Source organism: Desulfitobacterium chlororespirans DSM 11544, assembly GCF_900143285.1.
In the GTDB taxonomy this organism is placed as follows: domain Bacteria; phylum Bacillota; class Desulfitobacteriia; order Desulfitobacteriales; family Desulfitobacteriaceae; genus Desulfitobacterium; species Desulfitobacterium chlororespirans.
The window spans coordinates 128,514-149,616 of the sequence record NZ_FRDN01000014.1 but is presented as its reverse complement, the minus strand read 5'-3'; the positions used below and the strand labels follow the sequence as shown (position 1 = coordinate 149,616).

Annotated in this window: 17 protein-coding genes; 15 read left to right on the top strand and 2 right to left on the bottom strand. The window is 47.9% G+C overall.

What is annotated here, in order from left to right; translation table 11 throughout:
- Window positions 1-31: 31 nt before the first annotated feature.
- Complete coding sequence (gene gap, locus BUA14_RS21100; RefSeq protein ID WP_072774407.1) at window positions 32-1,036, bottom strand: type I glyceraldehyde-3-phosphate dehydrogenase; 1,005 nt, start codon at window positions 1,034-1,036, stop codon at window positions 32-34.
- A gap of 189 nt (window positions 1,037-1,225) precedes the next feature.
- Here gap and BUA14_RS21095 point away from each other — a divergent pair, with 189 nt between their 5' ends.
- The 3 genes from BUA14_RS21095 to BUA14_RS21085 all read left to right on the top strand — a co-directional run bounded on the left by BUA14_RS21095 (window position 1,226) and on the right by BUA14_RS21085 (window position 4,247).
- Window positions 1,226-1,642 (top strand): OsmC family protein, encoded by a 417-nt coding sequence (locus BUA14_RS21095; protein WP_072774406.1) that lies wholly within the window; start codon window positions 1,226-1,228, stop codon window positions 1,640-1,642.
- 342 nt (window positions 1,643-1,984) lie between these two features.
- Window positions 1,985-2,953 (top strand): phosphodiester glycosidase family protein, encoded by a 969-nt coding sequence (locus BUA14_RS21090; RefSeq protein ID WP_072774405.1) that lies wholly within the window; start codon window positions 1,985-1,987, stop codon window positions 2,951-2,953.
- A gap of 1 nt (window position 2,954) precedes the next feature.
- Entirely contained in the window at window positions 2,955-4,247 is a 1,293-nt protein-coding gene (locus tag BUA14_RS21085) for a hypothetical protein (RefSeq protein ID WP_242954712.1), read from the top strand.
- A 153-nt stretch (window positions 4,248-4,400) separates the two neighbouring features.
- On the opposite strand, the gene BUA14_RS21080 is transcribed toward BUA14_RS21085, so the two are convergent.
- Window positions 4,401-7,271, bottom strand: coding sequence for a UPF0182 family membrane protein (locus BUA14_RS21080; protein ID WP_072774403.1), 2,871 nt, complete (start codon window positions 7,269-7,271; stop codon window positions 4,401-4,403).
- 295 nt (window positions 7,272-7,566) lie between these two features.
- Here BUA14_RS21080 and BUA14_RS21075 point away from each other — a divergent pair, with 295 nt between their 5' ends.
- The 12 genes from BUA14_RS21075 (at window position 7,567) to BUA14_RS21020 (ending at window position 21,089) form a co-directional block, all read left to right on the top strand.
- Window positions 7,567-8,400, top strand: a complete 834-nt coding sequence (locus BUA14_RS21075) for an electron transfer flavoprotein subunit beta/FixA family protein (protein ID WP_011459802.1) — start codon at window positions 7,567-7,569, stop codon at window positions 8,398-8,400.
- Window positions 8,400-9,686 carry an electron transfer flavoprotein subunit alpha gene (locus tag BUA14_RS21070; RefSeq protein ID WP_072774402.1) on the top strand — a complete coding sequence of 429 codons (1,287 nt, stop codon included), beginning with the start codon at window positions 8,400-8,402 and terminating at the stop codon, window positions 9,684-9,686. The genes BUA14_RS21075 and BUA14_RS21070 overlap by 1 nt, the downstream gene beginning before the upstream one ends.
- Before the next feature lie 11 nt (window positions 9,687-9,697).
- The gene (locus BUA14_RS21065) at window positions 9,698-10,990 is read left to right on the top strand and encodes an FAD-dependent oxidoreductase (protein ID WP_072774401.1); all 1,293 of its coding nucleotides are present in this window, start codon (window positions 9,698-9,700) and stop codon (window positions 10,988-10,990) included.
- Window positions 10,987-11,265 (top strand): ferredoxin family protein, encoded by a 279-nt coding sequence (locus BUA14_RS21060; RefSeq protein WP_058491367.1) that lies wholly within the window; start codon window positions 10,987-10,989, stop codon window positions 11,263-11,265. The genes BUA14_RS21065 and BUA14_RS21060 overlap by 4 nt, the downstream gene beginning before the upstream one ends.
- Window positions 11,266-11,391: 126 nt before the next feature.
- Window positions 11,392-12,375: a rhomboid family intramembrane serine protease gene (locus BUA14_RS21055; RefSeq protein ID WP_072774400.1), complete on the top strand. Its 984-nt coding sequence runs from the start codon at window positions 11,392-11,394 to the stop codon at window positions 12,373-12,375.
- A gap of 198 nt (window positions 12,376-12,573) precedes the next feature.
- Window positions 12,574-14,589: a penicillin-binding protein gene (locus BUA14_RS21050; protein ID WP_072774399.1), complete on the top strand. Its 2,016-nt coding sequence runs from the start codon at window positions 12,574-12,576 to the stop codon at window positions 14,587-14,589.
- Between the two features lie 83 nt (window positions 14,590-14,672).
- A complete protein-coding gene (gene pepV / locus BUA14_RS21045; protein WP_072774398.1) occupies window positions 14,673-16,076 on the top strand; it encodes a dipeptidase PepV in 1,404 nt (467 codons plus the stop codon).
- Between the two features lie 358 nt (window positions 16,077-16,434).
- The gene (locus BUA14_RS28085) at window positions 16,435-16,776 is read left to right on the top strand and encodes a hypothetical protein (protein ID WP_242954711.1); all 342 of its coding nucleotides are present in this window, start codon (window positions 16,435-16,437) and stop codon (window positions 16,774-16,776) included.
- Window positions 16,777-16,959: 183 nt separating this feature from the next.
- Window positions 16,960-18,021 (top strand): M42 family metallopeptidase, encoded by a 1,062-nt coding sequence (locus BUA14_RS21035; protein ID WP_072774397.1) that lies wholly within the window; start codon window positions 16,960-16,962, stop codon window positions 18,019-18,021.
- Window positions 18,012-19,031 carry a M42 family metallopeptidase gene (locus tag BUA14_RS21030; protein WP_072774396.1) on the top strand — a complete coding sequence of 340 codons (1,020 nt, stop codon included), beginning with the start codon at window positions 18,012-18,014 and terminating at the stop codon, window positions 19,029-19,031. The genes BUA14_RS21035 and BUA14_RS21030 overlap by 10 nt, the downstream gene beginning before the upstream one ends.
- Before the next feature lie 23 nt (window positions 19,032-19,054).
- A complete protein-coding gene (locus tag BUA14_RS21025; RefSeq protein ID WP_072774395.1) occupies window positions 19,055-20,065 on the top strand; it encodes a M42 family metallopeptidase in 1,011 nt (336 codons plus the stop codon).
- 199 nt (window positions 20,066-20,264) lie between these two features.
- A complete protein-coding gene (locus BUA14_RS21020) occupies window positions 20,265-21,089 on the top strand; it encodes an AraC family transcriptional regulator (protein WP_072774394.1) in 825 nt (274 codons plus the stop codon).
- Window positions 21,090-21,103 lie beyond the last annotated feature (14 nt).

The following is a 21,103-nucleotide window of genomic DNA, read 5'->3' as shown; positions in this document are numbered from 1 at the left end:
GGTAAAAAAAAGAGCCTGACGGCTCTTTTCCTTATATCTGGCAACTGACATATTCGACAAGGTCGACGACACGGCAGGAATAACCCCATTCATTATCATACCAAGAGATGACCTTAATAAGGCTATCTTCCATAACCATGGTGGACAGACCATCGACAATGGATGAGGCAGAGCTGCCATTAAAATCGCTGGAAACAAGGGGCAGATCGGTATACTCCAGGATTCCCTTCAGCTTATTTTCGCTGGCGTGGCGCAAGACCCCGTTGAGTTCTTCAATCGTGGTATTCTTCTCAATTTCTGCCACTAAATCAATTACAGAAACATTGGGTGTAGGGACACGCATGGAAAAACCGTTGAGTTTTCCCTTAAGCTCAGGCAGCACAAGCGCTACAGCCCTTGCCGCTCCTGTGGTGGTGGGGATGATGGAAAGTCCCGCCGCCCGGGCCCGGCGTAAATCTTTGTGAGATTGGTCCAAAATTTGCTGGTCATTGGTGTAAGAGTGAACAGTGGTCATTAATCCCCGTTTGAGTCCGAAGTTTTCGTGAATCACTTTGGCTACAGGAGCCAGACAATTGGTTGTACATGAGGCATTGGATATGATATGGTGTTTTTGCGGATCATAGATTTCTTCATTGACACCCATGACAAGGGTAATGTCTTCTTCTTTAGCGGGAGCAGAGATAACAACTTTGCGTGCCCCATTGTTAAGGTGTTTTTGGCAGTCCGGCCCATTATTGAACCTGCCGCTGGATTCAATGACAATGTCTACACCCAATTCACCCCAAGGAATATCTCCGGGATCTGTGTGGGAAACTACTTTAACCAATTGTCCATCCACAGTGAAGCCATCTTCAGTGTGCTGGATCTGAGCAGGGAAGATACCATGTACGGAATCGTATTTTAAGAGATGAGGTAAAATCTCACCTGTCGATCGATTATTCACTGCAACGATTTCAATGTTTTCTCTTCCAAAAGCCGCTCGAAAAACGTTTCGTCCAATTCGACCAAATCCATTAATCCCAATTCGAATTGTCAACTTACCGCACTCCTTTAATCTAAATTCATTATGTCCATGTGATAGTTTAACATCTTTTTCAGTATGACACAATTACTTTTAAGCGGTAAATGTGACATACTTGTGTAACTTAAAGGCAAAAATTATTGGCATATTTTTACTTTGAGGCGTTCTCGTTGTTTACATGCCTATAAAAAAGGAGGTCGTTTAATGCAAGTCACGGTAAGCCATATTAAAGGAATGCACTTTGAAGGAGAAGGCCAGTCCAAGCTAAAGACACAAATAGACAGCAGCGTAACCACAGGGGGGTCAGGGTACGGCTCCAGCCCTATGGAGCTGGTTCTGATGGCCGTGGCAGGCTGCAGCGGCATGGACATTGTCACAATCCTGGAGAAAATGCGGATTACCTATGAACGATTGGAAATCTCGGTAGTAGGAGAGCGGGCGGCAGAGCACCCCCGTATTTTTACCGATGTGGAATTGATATTTAAATTCTGGGGCAGTAACCTACCCCAGGAAAAACTGCTCAGGGCCATTCAATTATCCATGGAGAAATATTGCAGTGTGGCCAATATGATCGATAAAGTTGCCAACCTCACGTACAAATTGGAAACTTATCCAAATTAAAGGGGTCGTTAATAAATAATTAATATTGAGAGAGTTGAACCAATAGTGAGCATTTGCTATACTAATCGTGTTTAGGTTACCATTAAGATAAGCATTCTACTTAAGCCGCATTGAAACTGCGGCTTGTTTTTAGCTGTTCAGAAGGAAATTTCATGGTGCACAAGGGCAACCAAGGACTTCGCCTTTTTGCGATACGTGGAGATAAAACTCGGCGAAGCCGGGTTTTCTTTCACTGTTGAGAAGTGTAATTAATTTTCTTTACACTCTGCCCCAATATGATAAAATAATCGATGCTGAAAGATAGTAATGAAAAAGAACACAATTAAGGAGTGATCAGGGCGCATGATCAAGAAAAAGCGCAGGGTCCGTTGGAAAATGATTGTCGCATTTCTGGTTTTTAATATCATCTTTGCCGGTTGCCTCGTGCCCTTTGTGCTGTTTTGGGGACCCTTTGAAGCTTTAAAAGTTATGGCTGTAGGTGCTGTAGAAACATCACGTCACCCTCAGGTGGTGCGCTTCTTTCTTTCCGAGGAAAAAATCAGTGAGATTATGCACACTTATGATGATCACGGTAACCAAGTGGGCGGGAATATTGACAGACAAACCGATGTTGAGGATACTTCTTCCGGTATTGTCATTGAAGATATACAAGGTAAAAATTTTAAAGGGAAAGTTATGCTGATCAGCGATCCCAAGCGGGTTAAATTAGCTGTTACTCAGGAAATCGGTGTTGCTGGGGAGAGGCTTTCGGATATGGTGAAACATGCAGGCGCCATTGCCGGTATCAACGCCGGAGGCTTCTATGATCCCGATGGATCAGGCAATGGCGCGTTTCCTGACGGAATCACAGTCCAGAATGGGGAAGTCGTCCACAACAATGCCGGGAATAAAGTGGTTGATTTTATCGGAATTGATGCCGAGGGTAAACTGATTATTGGGCCTATGGATGTTAATCAGATCAAAGAAAAGAAGATTCAAGAAGGGGTAAGTTTTTACCCGCCTTTGGTTAAAAAGGGCAAACAGGCTGTCTCTGGGGACGGCGGTTGGGGGATTGCCCCCCGTACCGGAATCGGACAGCGTGCGGATGGGACCATTATTTTTGTAGTGATCGATGGCCGCCAGCCGACCTGGAGTATCGGAGCAACCTTAAGGGATATGATGAATGTCTTTTTGGAGTATGACGCAGTAGAAGCGGTTAATCTGGATGGCGGATCCTCTTCGGAGATGGTCTATAATGGCAAGATCATTAATAAGCTCTGGAATATTTTTGGTGAACGCTATATCCCCACCGGATTTGTGGTGACGCCTTAATGTGGGAAAGAATGAAGGGGGTGGATTCGTGAAACGAAAGACGCGCGCTCTGCTCAGAACAATAACCAGTTGGATTATGGTTTCATTAATGCTGCAGTTTGCTTTTTACTATTTTCTCAATTATAAAGTTGAAGGAATCATGGCACCGGTTAATGCTCAACCCATTGTCGTTAAGAGTTTGGAAACAGAGATACCGGGTACCAATCTGGAGAACCTTCAGATCTCTTATGGCAAAGATTATTTAGCTTACCAGGAGAATGGTGTACTCAAGGTCTATAATCTGCAACAAGAAAAAGTTATCTTTGAGAAGTCTCCCCAGGGGGAGAGTGAATATGATATGGGGCCGATCTATTATCAATGGCTCCCGGACCGTGACACCCTTGTCTACTTCTATGCCCGCAGGAACCCCAATCCTACTACGACTGTGGTCGTTCCTGTCGAAGAGGAGCCCACGGAACAAGGCAGCTCTGGCAGCAATAACACGTCTGCCGAGCCTGATGCCGTGGAGGATCCCAATCAGGCGCCGCCCCAGAATCCCGTCAAAAAGACCCCCAAGACTCGTACAGAAGTCCGCTATAACAATCCGCAAATTACTGAGGTGTATACGTTAGAGCTGCCTCCCAGCGACGAAGAGGAGACAGCACCCGATGATCGGTATAACCGCAGCATTGATAGTTTTCCTGCGGTTGGGCAGATCAAGCAGATGGTGGTATCCACCTTTACTAACCTGCTCTACCTTGCGATTGAGGACAATGGGAAGTTTCAGCTGATGGAAATCGATATTATGAAAAATGTCCGCACCTTAAACCAGGCGGGGGAAGTCATCACCCAAATGGCCGCTTCGGATAAGTTCGGCACCCTGTATGCGAAAAGCACTTCCGGGAAATCAGAGCGAATCATTGCTTTACAAGGCTGGAACAGGGAAGTGGTGTCTGATGATGCTGCTGATGTGATTTTAGGCAACCGGGGAGGCATGCTCTACCTGGGCAATATTAAGGATGATAAGTTGGTAAGCATCCGCAGCGGTGAGGAAAATTCCGAAGAAAAAAGCCTGAAATTCAAAACCATTTGGGAAGGGTCCATACCTTACGATGATGCCAAAGATGTTATTATCGGGGCCAATGGTGAAATTATTGTCTATAACGATTTGACTGCCTATATTATCAAGGAAGGCAGAGATAAAGAAATAAAACTTGATGGGGAAGAAAACTATATCTCTTCCGATGGTGTGGAAGTCATTCAAGTTACACGGGTAGGGATGTCCACCAAAGTAAAACTGCATCCTCTGCAATAAAGAAAACCCGGCTTCGCAGAGCCTTAAACGCATGCTGGCAAATGAGGCGAAGTCGCTGGTTGCACTTATGCTTAGAAAGTATACAGCGCAAGTTTATACTTTCTGATAGTGTAAGCTAAAAGGCGGAAGAATAACATCTTCCGCCTTTGGCAATCATGGGTTGGTTTTCGACTGCTCTGAGTTCACAGAGTCCTCAGAATTAGGTTGAACATCATGAGCATCCTCATCGGCACTTTTACCGTCTTCCACATCCACAGAGTCTCCGGTTATCTTTTTGAATTGCTGCTCCAACTGATTCAGCATTTCCCGTATCTGTTCGATTTGCTTTAAGAGAGCTTGAGTATCCTCCTGCGGGCCGATGGGTTCTTCTGTCTCTCCGGTCTCTTCCGCTTTCAGTTCGGCGTTCATGGGGGAAACTGCTAAGGCAGATACATTAGCCGGAGGAGGAGGAGAGAGCTTCAAACGAACCCCAAAGAGTTGGGCAAGGGCTTCTTCGAAAGTCTCGCTCATCACAATTTTATCCCCATAAGCCACAATAACCCGTTTCATTTCCGGAATGCTGCCGGCTTTTTCTGATTGCAAATAAATCGGCTCAACATATAAAAAATTGCCTGCCAGCGGAAGGACCACAAGATCGCCGCGAATGACACTGGAGCCCTTTTGATCCCATAAAGCCAGCTGTCTTGAGATTTCAGGATCCTGGTCAATTCGTGATTCAACCTGCAGAGGGCCATCCACTTCCGTATTTTTCGGGACTTTATAGAGTCTTAGTTCTCCGTAATGTTCACCATCCATGCGGGCCGCCAGCCAGGCAACCATATTGTTGCGGATATTGTTGGCGTTGGATGAGGGAGTAAAAGGAATCATCAGGACCAACTCGGGCTGTTCGCTGTCAGAGAGACGCATCACGCTGTAATAAGGGGCAATATTCTGAGGCTCGGAACCAAAGAGTTCTTTGGCAATATCCCAAGTGTCTTCCTTATTATAGAATACCGTAGGATCCGTCATGTGAAAATTTTTCAGCATGGTGCTCTGAATCTTAAAAAGGGTCTCCGGATAGCGAAGGTGTGTCTGGAGAGTGTCAGGCATGGCGGATAAATCCTTAAAAACCCCGGGGAATATTTTGCGATAGGTCTGTAAGATCGGATCCTTGGTATCCACGGCGAAGAACTCAACTGTGCCATCATAAGCATCCACGACGACTTTCACTGAGTTGCGGATATAATTGAGCTCCCGTTCGGGGGACATGCTGGAATAAGGAAAGGTCTTGGAAACAGTATAGGCATCAATTATCCATTTGAGTTGTCCTTCATCGACAACCAGATAGGGGTTATCATCATATTGCAGAAAGGGCGCCAGCTTTTCCACACGGTCCATGATGTTGCGATGAAGGAGGATGCGGCTTTGGGAATTGATCTCATTGGCTAAATAAAAGCGCAAGGTGCCATGCTTTAGCGAAAGCATAAGCCGATTGAAGGGAGTCAGTTTAATGCCCGATTTGCCTTCATAGCGTGTTTCCGCATTGGCTTTGCCTTCCGGATAATCGAATTCTTTTAAATCCGTATTGACCACGACCCAGTCATGGGTCATTTCTCCGAAATAAATGCGGGGCTGACTGATTTGAAGCTCCTGGTAATCCGTAGTCGGCGGCACATCCTTAATAGCAAAGGCGGGAAGCCCTTCCGGTGTGACCGCATTGGCGAAGGAGGCCACCACACCAAAGCCATGGGTGTATTTGAAGCGTAAATTAACGAAGGTTTGAGCGGTGTTTTCTAAATCCTGATAGGAGAACTCACGGGGAGCAAGCATGACTTGCCGATATTCCCCATTGATCCGATAGCGATCCATATCGATATTATAGAATTTGTAATAAGGCCGGATGCCCTGTTTCTGCGTATAGGTTCGGAGCAGGGGGTGAGGGTCATTAAGGCGGACATTATTCAAAGTTGGCAGCTCTTTCTGGAGAGTTTCCGGAGTCAGAGGCTGGTCGGCTTGATAGTCTTCTTCGCTGATTTGATCAAGGCCATAAGCAAAGCGGGTTAAAGCGATTTCGTTTTGGATATAGGGTGTTTCTTTCTCCAATTCATTGGGAATGACCACCATGGATTGAAGGACCATCGGCCCGAGACCGGAAAGAAGGGGAGTGCTGATAAAAATTACCAGAATAGGGAGAGTCAGCAAACGCACTTCGTTCTTAAAAAAGGATAAGCCTCCCCCGATAACGCCCAAGGCACATAAAACCATCAAGGCCTTTAAGGCCGGCAAAGTGGCATGGAGATCTGCGTAGCCGGCACCTAAGACTAAGCCATGCTGAGAATACAGTAAGCGGAAGGTATCGAGATAGCAGCCAAATCCTTTGAAGAGAAAAAGCACCGTAATGAGCAGGGCAAGATGGCGTCGTGCAGCAGAATTGATCTCTATGGCCTGTTTCTTCCAAATAAGCAAGGATTTAAAATGAATAACGCCGGCAAAACTATAGAACACTATCGTAAAAAAGGTGAGAAAAAAAAGCGGTCCGAAAAAAGCATTATAAATGGTAAAGAAAAAAGGTAATTGAAACACATAAAAGCCTAAGTCTTTAAAGAAGATAGGATCTCCCTGCCCGAAAGGAGTGGCATTCAAAAAAGTCAGGACCTCAAGCCAACCGGTGAAACCGGTAACGAAACTGACCCCAAAGCTGATCAGGACTGAAATAATAATGAGCCAAAGAGTCATTTTGCGCTGGCTTAAGTGATAAAGAGGACGGTCCATTTCATGGACCAAACGGAGGCGCTTCCGTAATCGTTCATTGACGAAAGTCAAAATTGCGTGACGTATGGAAAAAAGAGTGCCCGCTATGAACGTGAAGAGAATGGTCCCATTGATAATTTGAATGATTCCTTTGCTGATTAAGGGGGTCCAGAAAAGTTGACTATACCCCAGGTCGGAGTACCATAAATAATCTTCGAACAGGCCGCTGAGTGCAATAAAAAGAATTAATCCTATTCCCAGTAACACTAACATGATACGTGCTGTTCGTCTCAATCCCATACCCCCTTTGCACTTGAAATTGTTGCCTAATAGTATTCTGCCCAATCCTAGAAAAACCCTGCACCCCTATCTTCTTATATTCGAAAATTGCTAAAAATAGTTAGGGTTTTTATTTTCTTTGTGATATAATTATCTTTGTTTTTATTAGAATATTTGCTCTTCAGTAATTAAGTTAATTTTTATTATATTCTGTTAATTAAAAAACTTGTCTTTTTTCTCCTGTTGTACTATGCTGTACATGTGAGATTATGTATCTTTATAAGCAAAAAGGGTTAGAGGAGGGAGTTTTTTGCATTTCGTAGTTTGTCTAAAACAAGTTCCGGACTCATCTGAAGTTCGGATTGACCCCAAAACGAACACGCTAATGCGTGAAGGGGTACCGTCTATTATTAATCCATATGATGCCCATGCCCTTGAAGAGGCAATCCGTCTTAAAGAGAAAATGGGTGGGAAAGTTACTATTGTCACAATGGGTCCTCCCCAAGCGAAAGAAGCACTCCGGAAAGCCATGTCCTTTGGGGCGGATCGCGCTATTCTGTTAAGCGATCGGGCCTTCGGTGGTTCAGATTCTTTGGCAACAGCTTACATTATCACTCAAGCCATTCTTAAAATCAATGAAACAGATCCTGTCGATTTGGTATTGGCCGGTAAAGAGGCTATCGACGGGGATACTGCTCAGACTGGCCCTGGCATTGCCTGCCGTTTGGGTTTTCCGCAATTGACTTATGTTATTAAGGTTACCGATATTAATAAAGACACCATAACCGTTCAGCGCAAGCTGGAAACAGGTAAAGAAGTGGTGCAGGCCAAATTACCGGCCCTGCTCACCGTTGAAAAGGAGCTTAACGATCTGCGTTATGCATCCTTGCCCAACATGATGAAGGCCGCTTCTTATGAGCCGGAGATGATCGATTCCAAATCCTTTGAGTTCGATGTGACTCAAATGGGACTTAAGGGATCACCCACCAGCGTGAATAAGATTTTTGCTCCGCCGGCTCGTTCAGGCGGAGAAACATTCGATGGCACCAAAGATCCACAAGGTGTAGCCGCCCAAGTGGTAGAGAAAATGTTCCAGCATAATATTATCATGGTTAATCCCGCTGCGAAGGGAGGCAATCGGTAATGGCAGTTATTATTGGACCTGGTTGTATTAGTTGTGGACTCTGCGTGGGGGAATGCCCCTCTGAGGCCTTAGAATTAGGGGATAGCGGCGTAGTCGTCGATGCCGGAAAATGTACTGAATGCGGAGACTGCGTAAGCGTTTGTCCCAGCAATATCCTCTCTTTACCTGAGGGAGCCGGAAAAAGTGCCGGGGAACCCAAACAAACCTCCGCTGAACCGTCTTCAGCAGCAACTGCGGCAAAGGTGGAGAAGAAAGCAGCGCCGGTTCCCGGCGGCGACGTTTGGAGCGGGGTATGGGTCGTCATCGAATATAACCGTGGCGAAGTAGCCCCTGTTTCCTGGGAACTTTTGGGCGAAGGACGCAAGCTGGCCAATGATATTGGTTGTGAATTAGCCGGTGTCCTGGTTGGGCATGATGTGGAAGCCGTGATTCCGGAAGCCTTTGCTCATGGAGCAGAAAAAGTCTATGTGGTGGATGATCCCGTTCTCAAGGATTATCGGACACAGCCCTATGCTGAAGCAGTTGCCGATCTGGTGCGCAGATATCAGCCGGAGATTATCCTCATGGGTGCTACGGCCATGGGCCGTGATATGTTCCCCGTGGTGGCCACCAAGATGCAAACAGGCTTAACCGCCGATTGCACCGTGTTGAGCATCGATCCTGATTCCAAGCTGTTGCTGCAAACCCGTCCCGCTTTTGGCGGCAATATCATGGCGACGATTCTTTGTAAAACCCGCCGTCCCCAAATGGCCACGGTCCGTCCCCGGGTTATGGCTATGCCTGAACGAGTCGAAGGACGCACAGGGGAAGTGGTTCGCGAAGAACTGGGCATGACGGAAGATCAAGTGCTGACTAAAATCGTCGATTTTATAAAAGGGGATGCGAAGAGTATCTTTTTAGACAAAGCCGAAATCCTTGTGGCGGTCGGCTTAGGTCTTGGTTCTAAGAAAAACATGGTTCTGGCGGAAGAATTAGCCGAAGCCTTGGGCGCGACCCTGGCAGGAACCCGTGGCGCGGTGGAAGCAGGCTGGATTACCCATGACCGGCAAGTCGGTCAAACAGGTGTAACAGTCCGGCCCAAGCTCTATATTGCCATTGGTATCTCCGGAGCCATCCAGCATTTGGTGGGAATGGAAACATCCGACAGCATTATTGCGATCAATAACGATCCCGAGGCAGCAATCTTCCGTGTTGCTACTTATGGAATCGTAGGAGATCTTAATGAGGTCGTACCAGCTTTAACAGCTGAGTTTAAGAAACGCCTACAGCACGGCTTGGCGAAATAAGGAGGGCCAACATGGAAAAGTTTGATGTAATCGTCGTTGGCGGCGGTCCAGCCGGCCTATCTGCTGCCATTAGTGCTGCACAAGCCGGCATGAAGACTGCTGTTATTGAACGGGGAGACTATCCCGGTACTAAAAATGTCATGGGTGGGGTACTCTATACTGAGGCTACCAATGAAGTTGTACCTGATTTTTGGAAAGAAGCTCCGCTGGAGAGACCGGTTATTGAGCAGCGCTATGCTTTCTTAAGCAAAGACGAAATACTCACCGCCGGTTATCGCGATCCGGCCTGGGGACAATCGCCTTACAATGCCCATACCGTATTGAGAGTAAAATTTGACCGCTGGCTGGCCGATCAGGCGGTCAAGGCCGGAGTTATGATCATCACGGAGACGTTGGTTGAGGATCTCCTCTATCACGGTGATGATGTGGTCGGCGTTCGCACCGGTCGTGCTGAAGGAGACCTGGGAGCGCAAGTGGTCATCTTAGCGGAAGGGGCGAATAATTTCCTCGCTTGCAAGGCTGGACTGGCCAAACCTCTGCGCCCTGAGAATATGGCCGTGGTCGTCAAAGAAATTATTGAACTTCCTCCTGAGAAAATCGAAGACCGCTTCTGCCTGGAACCTCATGAAGGGGCAACCATCGAACTTTTCGGTGATTCGACAGATGGCATGATGGGAACATCCTTCATCTATACCAATAAAAACTCCCTTTCCATTGGGGTGGGGGCCATGGTTCACTCCATGTCTGAAAAAGGCTGGTCCCCTAATGATCTCCTGGAAAACCTAAAGGCTAAACCTTATGTCAAAAGATTGCTGCAGGGTGGGGAAACCAAGGAATACCTGGCTCACCTGATCCCGGAAGGCGGTTACAATGCTATACCCAAGCTTTATCGGCAAGGGGTTATGGTCGTTGGTGATACAGCCATGTTCGTTAACGGCTTGAACCGTGAAGGCTCTAACTTAGCTATGATTTCCGGTAAAATTGCCGGAAAAGTAGCTGCTGAAGCCATTCAATCCGGAGATATCAGCGCCCATGGTATGAGTGTCTATGAGAACCGTCTCCGTGACTCTTTTGTGATCAAAGACCTCTACAAGTTCAGAAAGCTCATGCCTTTCATCGAGTCTAATCCCCACTTGCTGGGCCAATATCCGGAAATCCTTAACCAGGCAGCCCGGATGTACTTCACAGCAGATGGCACACCCAAGGCACAAGTGTTCAGCAATATTATGGATATGATGTTTAAGAAGCGGACCAAGACCGGACTTGTCAAAGATATGTTTAATGCTTGGAGGGCACTGAAATGAAATTAGATGATAAATTGTATTTGGTGCGCTTTAACACAGACAAATTAAATCACATCAAAATAATCAACGGCGAGCTTTGTTTAAAGTGCAAAGACAAAGTATGCACCTTTATTTGCCCGGCCCATGTCTATGATTGGGATGAAGAAGAGAATCGCATTGCTGTCGGTTATGAAGGCTGTTTGGAATGCGGTACCTGCCGTGTGGCCTGCCCCCATGGCAATATTCAATGGGATTATCCACGGGGCGGTTTCGGAGTCTCCTGGAAAAACGGCTGAGCAAGCTTCATATTTTTAACGCGTACAAAGAAAGAGGCAGCGGAAATTCCGCTGCCTCTCTACTATTTTGACAAACCCCCCGTCATCCCTATAAAATAAGATCATCAGAGAGAAAGACATTAAATTTTGGTAAAGGAGGGGCTTGTTATCCTCGAGCGCATTATTCAAGGGCTTCATGAGGATCTCTGGTCCATTGAAAAGGATGGGAATCAGTGGATTATTGCTCGTAAAGGGGAAAATGGACTGCTTTTTGCTTTCTTAAGGAAAGGGGCCCCCTTGGAAGGACCGCAGGGTTCATTCTTGGCGGATTCTGCCATAAAGCATTGGGAGGCGATTATCTTATGTCCGGAAGGTTTGTCTTCCCAGGATTTAAAACAGCCTGCCTTAAAAAGCAGCCAAGCCTGGTTCATTGACCTGCAGACGGGTTCTATTTTTGCTGCTCCGGCAACAGACAAACGAGAGCATTTAAATAGGGTGTTATCCTATCTTGAAGTCAATTCTTCCTCATCAGCCTCAGTGTATGAGGCTTCAGAATCCACACCCTCTGCCCGGAGGGGTCAAGGACCTCCCTATCTTACTTACACACTCATCGCCATAAACCTGATTGTCTTTGGCCTGATGACCTTAGCCGGCGGCTCAACCCGAACCGGAGTTCTTATTTTCTTTGGTGCTAAAGTCAATGCCCTGATTATCCAGGGTGAATATTGGCGGTTATTTACCAGCATGTTCCTCCATATTGGTTTTCTTCATCTCGCCTTCAATCTTTATGCTCTCTGGGCCTTAGGAGCTATCGCCGAAGAATTGCTGGGACGGGCTCGCTACATCACGGTTTATATTCTCAGCGGCATCCTGGGTTCGGTGGCCAGCTTCTTCTTTACGGATGCCATTTCGGCCGGGGCTTCCGGAGCAATTTTCGGTATCCTGGGCGCTTTGGTGGTGTATTCCCGCCGCAAGCCCTTCCTCTGGAAATCAGGTTTTGGCAAAAGTCTGGCTGTCGTTGTTTTAATCAATTTAGGTCTGGGCTTTTTTCAAACCGGGATCGATGTCTATGCTCATCTGGGCGGTCTGGTGACCGGCATGCTTTTCACCTGGTTAATTTCCATGAAATAACACTGAATGAACGGTATGCAATGATTGATAAAGGACAAAATAATGACAAAGCTCATGGTTTCTTAGCAAGGTGGTCCTTACAAAACCATCGATAGTTAAGAAAACATGGGCTTTCTTTATAAATAGTTTCTTAACTCTGAGCAAAGAATGATATAATAGTGTTTGCATGAAAATAGGTTAGAGACGGTGGGAAGGGTTATGAAACGCAGCTACTTTGCTCGGGAAAAAGTTCTTTATCTGGTCTTGGTTCTCATGGCGACGGTCATCGTCGGCCGGCTATTTATGCTTCAGGTTATTGACGCCGCCGAACTCAAAGCCAAAGGGATCGAAAGAAGAACCAGCAGTGCCAGTCTGCTGCCTGAACGGGGAAAAATCCTGGATGCCCAAGGCAATGTCTTGGCCCAAAGCATACCTGTCAAAGAAGTCTATGGAGATCCCCGGGCGATCAATGAACTTATAGAGAACAAACAAACGAAGTGGACCAAAGAAGAGATTGCCGCCAAACTTAGTGAAATCTTGTCGATAGAGCAAGAAGTTATTCTGGAAAAACTTAATAGAGACCTGGCTTGGGTAAATATTGCCAACCATGTGGAGCTGGAAAAAGCGGATCAGATCAAGGCCCTCAAACTGCCGGGCATTGGCTTCAGCGATCAGCAGAAACGTGTTTATCCTATGGATAGACTGGCCGCCTCCGTATTGGGTATTGTGAACCTAGCCGGGAATGGTGCTGAAGGGCTGGAAAACTTTTATGATAAGGAACTCTATGGCACCCCGGGCTATTCCTCACAGCAATCTCTCCTCAATCCCTCTCAGCTCAATGAGCCCGCTCTGAAGGGGGCCGATCTCCGGCTTACCTTAGATTCCACCATTCAATATCTTATTGAGCAGCAGTTGGATCAGCTTTTGGAGACGACCCAGGGAAAAAATATCGCCATTTTAGCTATGGATCCCATGACGGGGAAGATCCTGGGAATGGGGTCACGGCCTTCCTATAATCCCAATGATTATCTTACCACTAATGCTGAAGAGCGCCGCAACCTAACTATCGGTATGCCCTATGAACCCGGTTCCACCTTTAAAATCATTACAGGCGCTGCTGCCTTGGAAGAGGGAACGGTGCAGCCGGATGATCTCTTTGAAGATCCGGGTTACATTCAAATCGGTCCCCGCTACATAACCAACTGGGATTCTGATTTCCGGCCCCATGGTAAAGTGACCTTTACTGAGGGCATGATGCTGTCCTCCAATGTGGTCCTGTCTCAAGTGGGGATGAATTTAGGCAAAGAAACCTTCTACACTTATTTAAAAGCTTTTGGCTTCGGCAGCCGAACGGGGATTGATATTACCGGGGAAGACGGCGGTCTTCTTGTACCACAGGATCAGGCCCGGGACATCGATATGGCCACCATGTCCTTCGGGCAGGCCAACCTGGTTACGCCTATTCAGCTGTTGACAGCCATATCCAGTGTTGCCAATGGGGGGACTCTCTACAAACCCTATATCGTTGACAAAATCACCTTTCCAGACGGAACGGTTCAAGAAAAGAAGCCGGAACCTGTCCGCCAGGTTATCTCCAAAGCAACGGCAGAACAGATGACGGCTATTCTGGAAGCGGTGGTTAATGAAGGTACCGGAGGGGCAGCCAAAATTCCCGGTATCCGGGTGGCCGGTAAGACAGGAACCGCCCAAAAAGTGGACTCGACCGGCGGCTATTCCAAAACGGATTTTATTGCTTCCTTCGCAGCCTATGCTCCGGCTGATAATCCGAAGATCGCGCTCTTGATTCTCATCGATACCCCTCAGGGAGAAAGCCATCAGGGGGGAACTTTAGCGGGGCCTGTTGCCAAAACGATTATCGAAGGGACGCTCCAATATTATGGTATTCCTGTGTCTGGTGAGACCCCAAGTGAAGTGAGTGAGATCCCGGAAACAAGCTTTGAGCGTCCGGCACCGGGGGAAGTCGTTCCGGAACGAGCACCTCTGAAGGGTGAGAGCGTTGTTCCCGACTTAACCGGGTTAACCATGCGGCAGGCAGGGGAAAAACTGGCGGCAGCGGAGCTTCATTTTCATTTCTCCGGAACCGGCCTGGTCCGCGGACAAAACCCTCAGCCCGGTAAAGTGGTTAATGCGGGTACCGTGATCAATGTGGAATTTGCTACTTTGGAGGAAATTTTGCAGCAAGGCTCAGAGGCAGAGCCGCCGCCCAATCCTTAAACTTTACTATAATTTCTTGGTTAAAAGGGGTATCCTATCATAAGATGCAGTTTGCATGATTCAATGAAGTGGAGGAAATGACTATGCGCGATGAAAACCTGAACCAACATATTGACGGCCTTAGAGATGAACTGATTAAGGCCGTCCAGGACTGCGTCCAATTTAAAAGTGTCAAAGATATGGACCATGTTTCCCCGGGGGCTCCCTTTGGGCCCGGGATCAGGGATTGTCTGGAATGGACCTTGAGTCTTGGCGAACAGTTAGGATTTGAGGTTAAAAATATTGATGGTTATGCCGGTCAAATTGAGATGGGCAGCGGGGAACTCCTGGGCATCCTGGGGCATTTGGATGTGGTTCCCGAAGGTGATGGCTGGTCTGTCCCGCCTTATAGCGGAACCATTAAGGACAACAGAATATATGGCCGGGGAGCCCTTGACGATAAAGGACCGACGCTGGCAGCACTCTTTGCTATGAAAGCTCTTAAAGATGCCAACATCCCCCTTAAGAAGAAAATCCGCCTGATCCTGGGCACCGACGAGGAATCAGGATGGGAGGATATGGATTATTACAAAACGAAGGAGGATATCCCTGTGCAGGGGTTTGCCCCGGATGCGGAATTCCCCCTGATCCATGCTGAGAAAGGTATCTTTCACCTGGAATTGAGCAAGCAATTCAACTCCTTGCCTCACCTGATCAGGATCCAGGGCGGAGAACGGGCCAATGTGGTTCCCGATTCCTGCCAGGTTGTGCTCAAAGGATTTACCCGGGAGGAACTGGCCCGGAAGCTTTCCCAGTACACTTTCCCGGAAGGTGTCACAGGAAATCTGGAATCCCTTTCCGGAGAAGCAGAGGAGAGTCTGGTCCTGATCTTTAAGGGAGTGGGGGCCCATGGCAGCCTGCCCCAAAAAGGCAAGAATGCCGTACTCTATGCTCTGCAATTTCTTGCCGGCCTGGATCTGAGCCAAGAAGAAACTGAACTCATAGATTGGTTAAATAAAAGGCCGGGTACGGGATATTTCGGGGAAGGCTTTAATATTGCTTTTGCCGATGAGCCCTCAGGAAAGCTGAGTTTAAACTTAGGCATTATGGATCTGAACCCTCAAGGTCTGCGTTTTGTTATTGATATAAGATATCCTGTCACTTTCCAGGGTGATCAGATCCTTAAACCTGTCGAAGCATGCGGGCAAGAGATCGGCTTGGAAATGAAGGCTCTTACCCATCAGAAAGCCCACCATGTCCCCAAGGACAGTCCTTTGGTAACTTCTTTACTGAAAGCCTACTCCGATGTAACCGGTCTGGAAGGGTACGCTTTTGCGATTGGCGGCGGTACCTATGCTAAAGTATTGCCCCAGGGAGTCGCTTTTGGTCCCTTGCTTCCCGGGGAACCGGAAGTTATTCATTGCCCGGATGAATATATGGCCATTGACAGCCTGATCCTGGCGTGCAAGGTTTATGCCCAGGCTATTCTCAATCTGGCAGGGGAGTAAAGACGCTTATCTGGGTCCGAGAGCCGATCTGGGCCGCGTAGCTTTACGCACAACGCGTACTCCATAGCTCCGGGGTTGGCTCACTCGCTTTCTTAACAGCTATCTGCGGCGGATAAGTATGCTATGTAGAATGCCGCCTTGAGCGAAACTGTCCACTGGACACTTTCGTGCCAAACCCCTGGGTAATACCTGATGTGAACCGTGGCTCCGCTAAGTTAAGAAAGCCTCGTTCACCTGACCGCCCCTCCGCTAAATCCGTCCGCTTTTGTACGTAAAGCTACGTCTTGCGGGTCTCTTCTCGTTTTTCCTTAGGGTCCTGAGGCTTAAAGCTTTCTATGGGGAATTACTGGAGTCAACTTTGGGGATCTTCAGAGCCTTTCCCAAAGAGCCGGCCCTGCCGCCCCAAGCGGCGCCGGTAAAGACGGAAAAAGCAGCTTGGGTCAATCACTTGCCCCACATTTCCTGCAATCTTACAACCTTACAACGCCCTGCATGCAAGCCAGAAAAGCAGCCCAAGGATTTTGATTTACACAAGGGAAGCGACTTTAAGCGAGCGGAAACAAAACTTCGCGAAAAGCCTGCAGCGGAGAAAGGTTGGAAACAGGACGTTTCCAACCCGCCATTGAGCAGGAGCGATTTGGCGGGACGAAACCCGGACGAGGGTTTCGCCCAAGCCGCCACGCCACAGAGAATGGCTTAGCGGCGCAGGTCCTTTCGGAGCGGAGGGATTGAGCGTTAGTTTTGTCCGCGCAGCTTATGGAGCGACCGGTGTAAATCAAAATCCTGGAGACTTAGCTTTCATGCTTTTTCAGTAGCAGTAGAAAGCATAAGTCTGCGCTTATATATGCGACGACTACATAGGCAAGATAGGAGGCTGAGTCTATTGAATAACGCGCAATTATCCAGCGCGAAAGAATTCCTAAAACAACTCTCGGAAAATTCCGGTGTATCAGGATATGAGGAAACTCTTGCTCCCTTGGTCTTGGCCGCGTTCACCCCCTTAGCCGATCAGGTCGGCCAGGATGCCCTGGGCAATATTTATGCCCACAAAAAGGGGACCCAGGGACGCTATAAAATCATGCTGGCCGCCCATATGGATGAAATAGGCCTCATGGTCAAAGGGATCGAACCCAGCGGATTCCTGCGTTTTACTCCAGTAGGGGGTGTGGACCAGCGTACCTTGCTTTCTCAGGAAGTCATCGTCCATGGCAGAAAGCCCGTCCTGGGGGTCATAGGCTCCACTCCGCCCCATTTAATGACCGCGGGTGAAGAAAAAGCCGTGAAAACAGAGCAGATGGGAATCGATGTGGGAATGACTTTTGAGCAGATCAAAGAGGTCATTCAGGTGGGGGATATCATTACCCTGCGGCGCAATACTTTGGAATTACTGAATCATGTCCTGGCCGGCAAGTCCTTTGATGATCGGGCGGGAGTGGTCGTTATGAAAATATGCCTGGAAGAACTGCAAAGGCTGCAGCATGCTCATGATGTCATTGCCGTCGCCACCACTCAGGAAGAGGTTGGCTACAGGGGGGCAACCACCAGCGCCTATAGCTTAAATCCGGATTTGGCCATCGCTATCGATGTCACCCATGCCAGCACTCCGGATACCAAGGGGCAAGTGGAAAAAGAGCTGGGGAAAGGCCCGGCCATTGCCCTGGGGCCCAATATCCACCCCTTAGTCTATGAAGAATTGGTTAAAGCAGCCAAAGAAGCCCGTATCCCTTATCAAAACCATCCCGTTCCGGGACGCAGCGGCACAGATGCCTGGGCTATTCAGGTGACTCAAGCCGGTGTGCCTACGGGCTTAGTGTCCATACCCTTGCGCTATATGCATACCTCTGTGGAAACCATTGATATGCAGGATGTGATCCTGACCGGAAAACTGCTGGCCTATTTTATCGCCGGACTTCCTGAAGACTTGGAGGGAAGAGTATGCTACTAAAGATATTGTCAGAACTTAATGGCACCTCGGGAGCGGAAAAGGAAATACGCCAGGCCCTGGCCGCGGAGCTGGAACCTTGCGTGCATTCTCTGAGCACGGATAAAATAGGCAACCTTATCGTCCAAAAAAATCCCTCCCTTTCCGGTCCCAAGGTGATGATCGCCGCCCATATGGATGAAGTGGCCCTGATGATCACCGCCATCACTGCAGATGGTCTTCTTAAATTTCAACCTGTAGGCGGTATCGATCCGCGGATCTTGGTCTCCAAACCCCTGAAGCTCAACACCCTGATGGGAGTGATCGGTGCCAAAGCGATTCATCTGCAGAAACCTAAAGAGCGGGAGCAGGCTTTGACCACCGAGCAATTGTATATTGATATCGGCGCTAAATCGAAAGAAGAAGCGGAAAAACATGTGAAGATCGGGGATTATGCCTATTTCTTTACGGAGATGGAAAGACTGGGCCAAGGCTATCTAAAGGGCAAAGCCTTTGATGATCGGGTGGGCTGCGCCATACTGGCCCAGCTGTTAAAACGGGATTATGCCCTTAATCTGATCGGTGCTTTCACCGTACAGGAAGAAGTAGGGCTCCGGGGGGCGACAGTAGCCGCTTATCATGTCCAGCCGGATTTTGCGATTGTCCTGGAAGGGACTGTGTCCGCCCAGATGATGGAAGTGGAAGAAGGGGAGTGGGTTACTGAACCGGGAAAAGGTCCCGCCCTCTCCATGCTGGATAACTCTACTCTGTATCAGCCGCAGCTGCTCCGGCAGGTCATTGATCTTGCCGAAAAAATGAACATCCCTTACCAGTTGCGCAGAGGGCACAGCGGGGGAAATGACGCCGGCAGAATTCATCTGAGCCGTGAAGGTATTCCCACTATCGCCCTCAGTGTCCCTTGCCGGTATATTCATTCCACAGCCTCTGTCCTGGCTGAAAAGGATATTGAGCATACCCTCAATTTAGTGGATGGTATCTTAAAGGCGATTCCTCATGAGTTTTCTTTCCGTTGAATGAGATTAAAGGAGGACATTCCATGCCATACGATCACAAACCTTTGGATTATACACTTTTGGAACGATTAACCCAATGCTTTGGTCCATCGGGTGTTGAAGGCAATGTAAGTTCGCTGATTGCTGAAGAAATCCACCCCTACTGCGATGAGATAAATACAGATGCCTTGGGAAATCTTATGGCCGTACGTCGGGGAACAGGCAAAAAAATTATGATCGCCGCCCATGCCGATGAAATCGGAGTGATGATCACACATATTGATGAGAAGGGGTTTTTGCGTTTTGCCCCCCTGGGCGGTGTCTCGATTCAGGGGTTGCCTCACCGCCGCGTTCAGTTTCAAAACGGGCTCATGGGCACCATTGGCGTCGAGAAGCTTGAAAAACCCACCGATTTAAAGCTGAATAAGCTCTATATTGATATCGGAGCCACTTCCTTAGAGGAAAGCAAAGCTAAGGTGCAGGTGGGAGAAAGCGCTGTCTTTGTGGGAAGCTTCCACAAACAAGCAAAGCGCCTGACTTCCAAAGCTATGGATGACAGGGTGGGCTGCTTTATCGCTATCGAAGTGCTGAAACGCCTCCAAACCCAGCATGAAGTGTATTTTGTCTTTACAGTACAGGAAGAGGTGGGGGTTCGTGGTGCCCAAACGGCAGCCTTTGCCCTGGAACCCGATCTAGCGCTGGCGGTGGATGTTACCGGAACGGGGGACACCCCCAAGTCCCATCCGATGGATGTGAAGCTGGGCCAAGGGGTAGCGATCAAGGTATTTGACCGTTCCATGATTACCCATCCCAAGATCAAGTCCTGGATGGCGCAAACCGCTGAACAGCATCACATCCCTTATCAATGGGAGGTTCTCGAATTTGGCGGTACCGATTCCGGAGCTATCCATCTCAGCAAAGGAGGGATCCCTTCCGGGGTCGTGTCCATTCCTACCCGCTATATTCACAGTCCCTCGGAAATGGTGGATCAAGGGGATATCGAGGGAGCGGCTCAATTGCTGCTGGCTCTTTTGGAAGGACCTGCTGAATTGTAAGTTTATCCGTCATTGGTTGTTCTGTTCAGCATTCATTATCGAGAGTGCAAAAAGCCGGATTCCCACTATAGACTTGGTGGGAGTCCGGCTTTTTGTTTTTAAGATCTCCAGGACAGGTAAAGGGCAATATCATACAAGAACGCCCTTGCGGCCTGTGGTACACTAAAGAGCAGATACCTGAGAAAGGAGGATAAGTTTTATGAAACAGGAAATGAGAATCGTAAAATATGACCCTGAATTGAAGGTTGAAGCCTATCATTTTCAAGGGATTATGCAGAAGTTTCCCAACCATTTTCATGAGTATTATGTGATTGGGTTTATTGAAAAAGGTCAGCGGTTTTTATCCTGCAAAAATAAGGAATATACCATTGAGCCGGGTGATCTTCTGATCTTCAATCCCCGCGACAATCATACTTGCGAACAAATGGACGGCAAAACATTGGATTATCGCTGTATCAATATCCAGCCGGAAATTATGAGCAAGGCGGTCTTGGAAATAACAGGTGAAGAGTATTTGCCTTATTTTACCTCTCAAGTCGTTTTTCATAGCGAATTGGTTTCTATACTCCGGGAGCTGCACCAAATGCTTATGGAGGAAGAAAAAGATTTCAGGAAAGAGGAACTATTCTTCTTCCTTTTAGAGCAGCTCATAGCAGACTATACAGAGCAGGCCATAACGACTGCAACTGCAGAGCAAAGCGCTGAAGCACGAGCTATCTGTGAATTCTTAGAAAAACACTATATGGAAACTATCACCCTGGCTGACTTAGGCAATTTGACCGGGCTGAGCAAATACTACCTGCTTCGTTCCTTTACAAAGCAAAAAGGTATCTCCCCCTATAGCTATTTGGAAACGATACGGATTGGCAAAGCAAAGAAAATGCTGGAGCAGGGGATGTTGCCCATTGACGTGGCGCTGCAGACCGGGTTTACCGATCAAAGCCATTTTTCCAACTTCTTTAAAAAGTTTATCGGGCTGACTCCAAAACAATACATGAACATTTTTAAGAATGCTCAAAGCTGATTTTTGGAATGGAA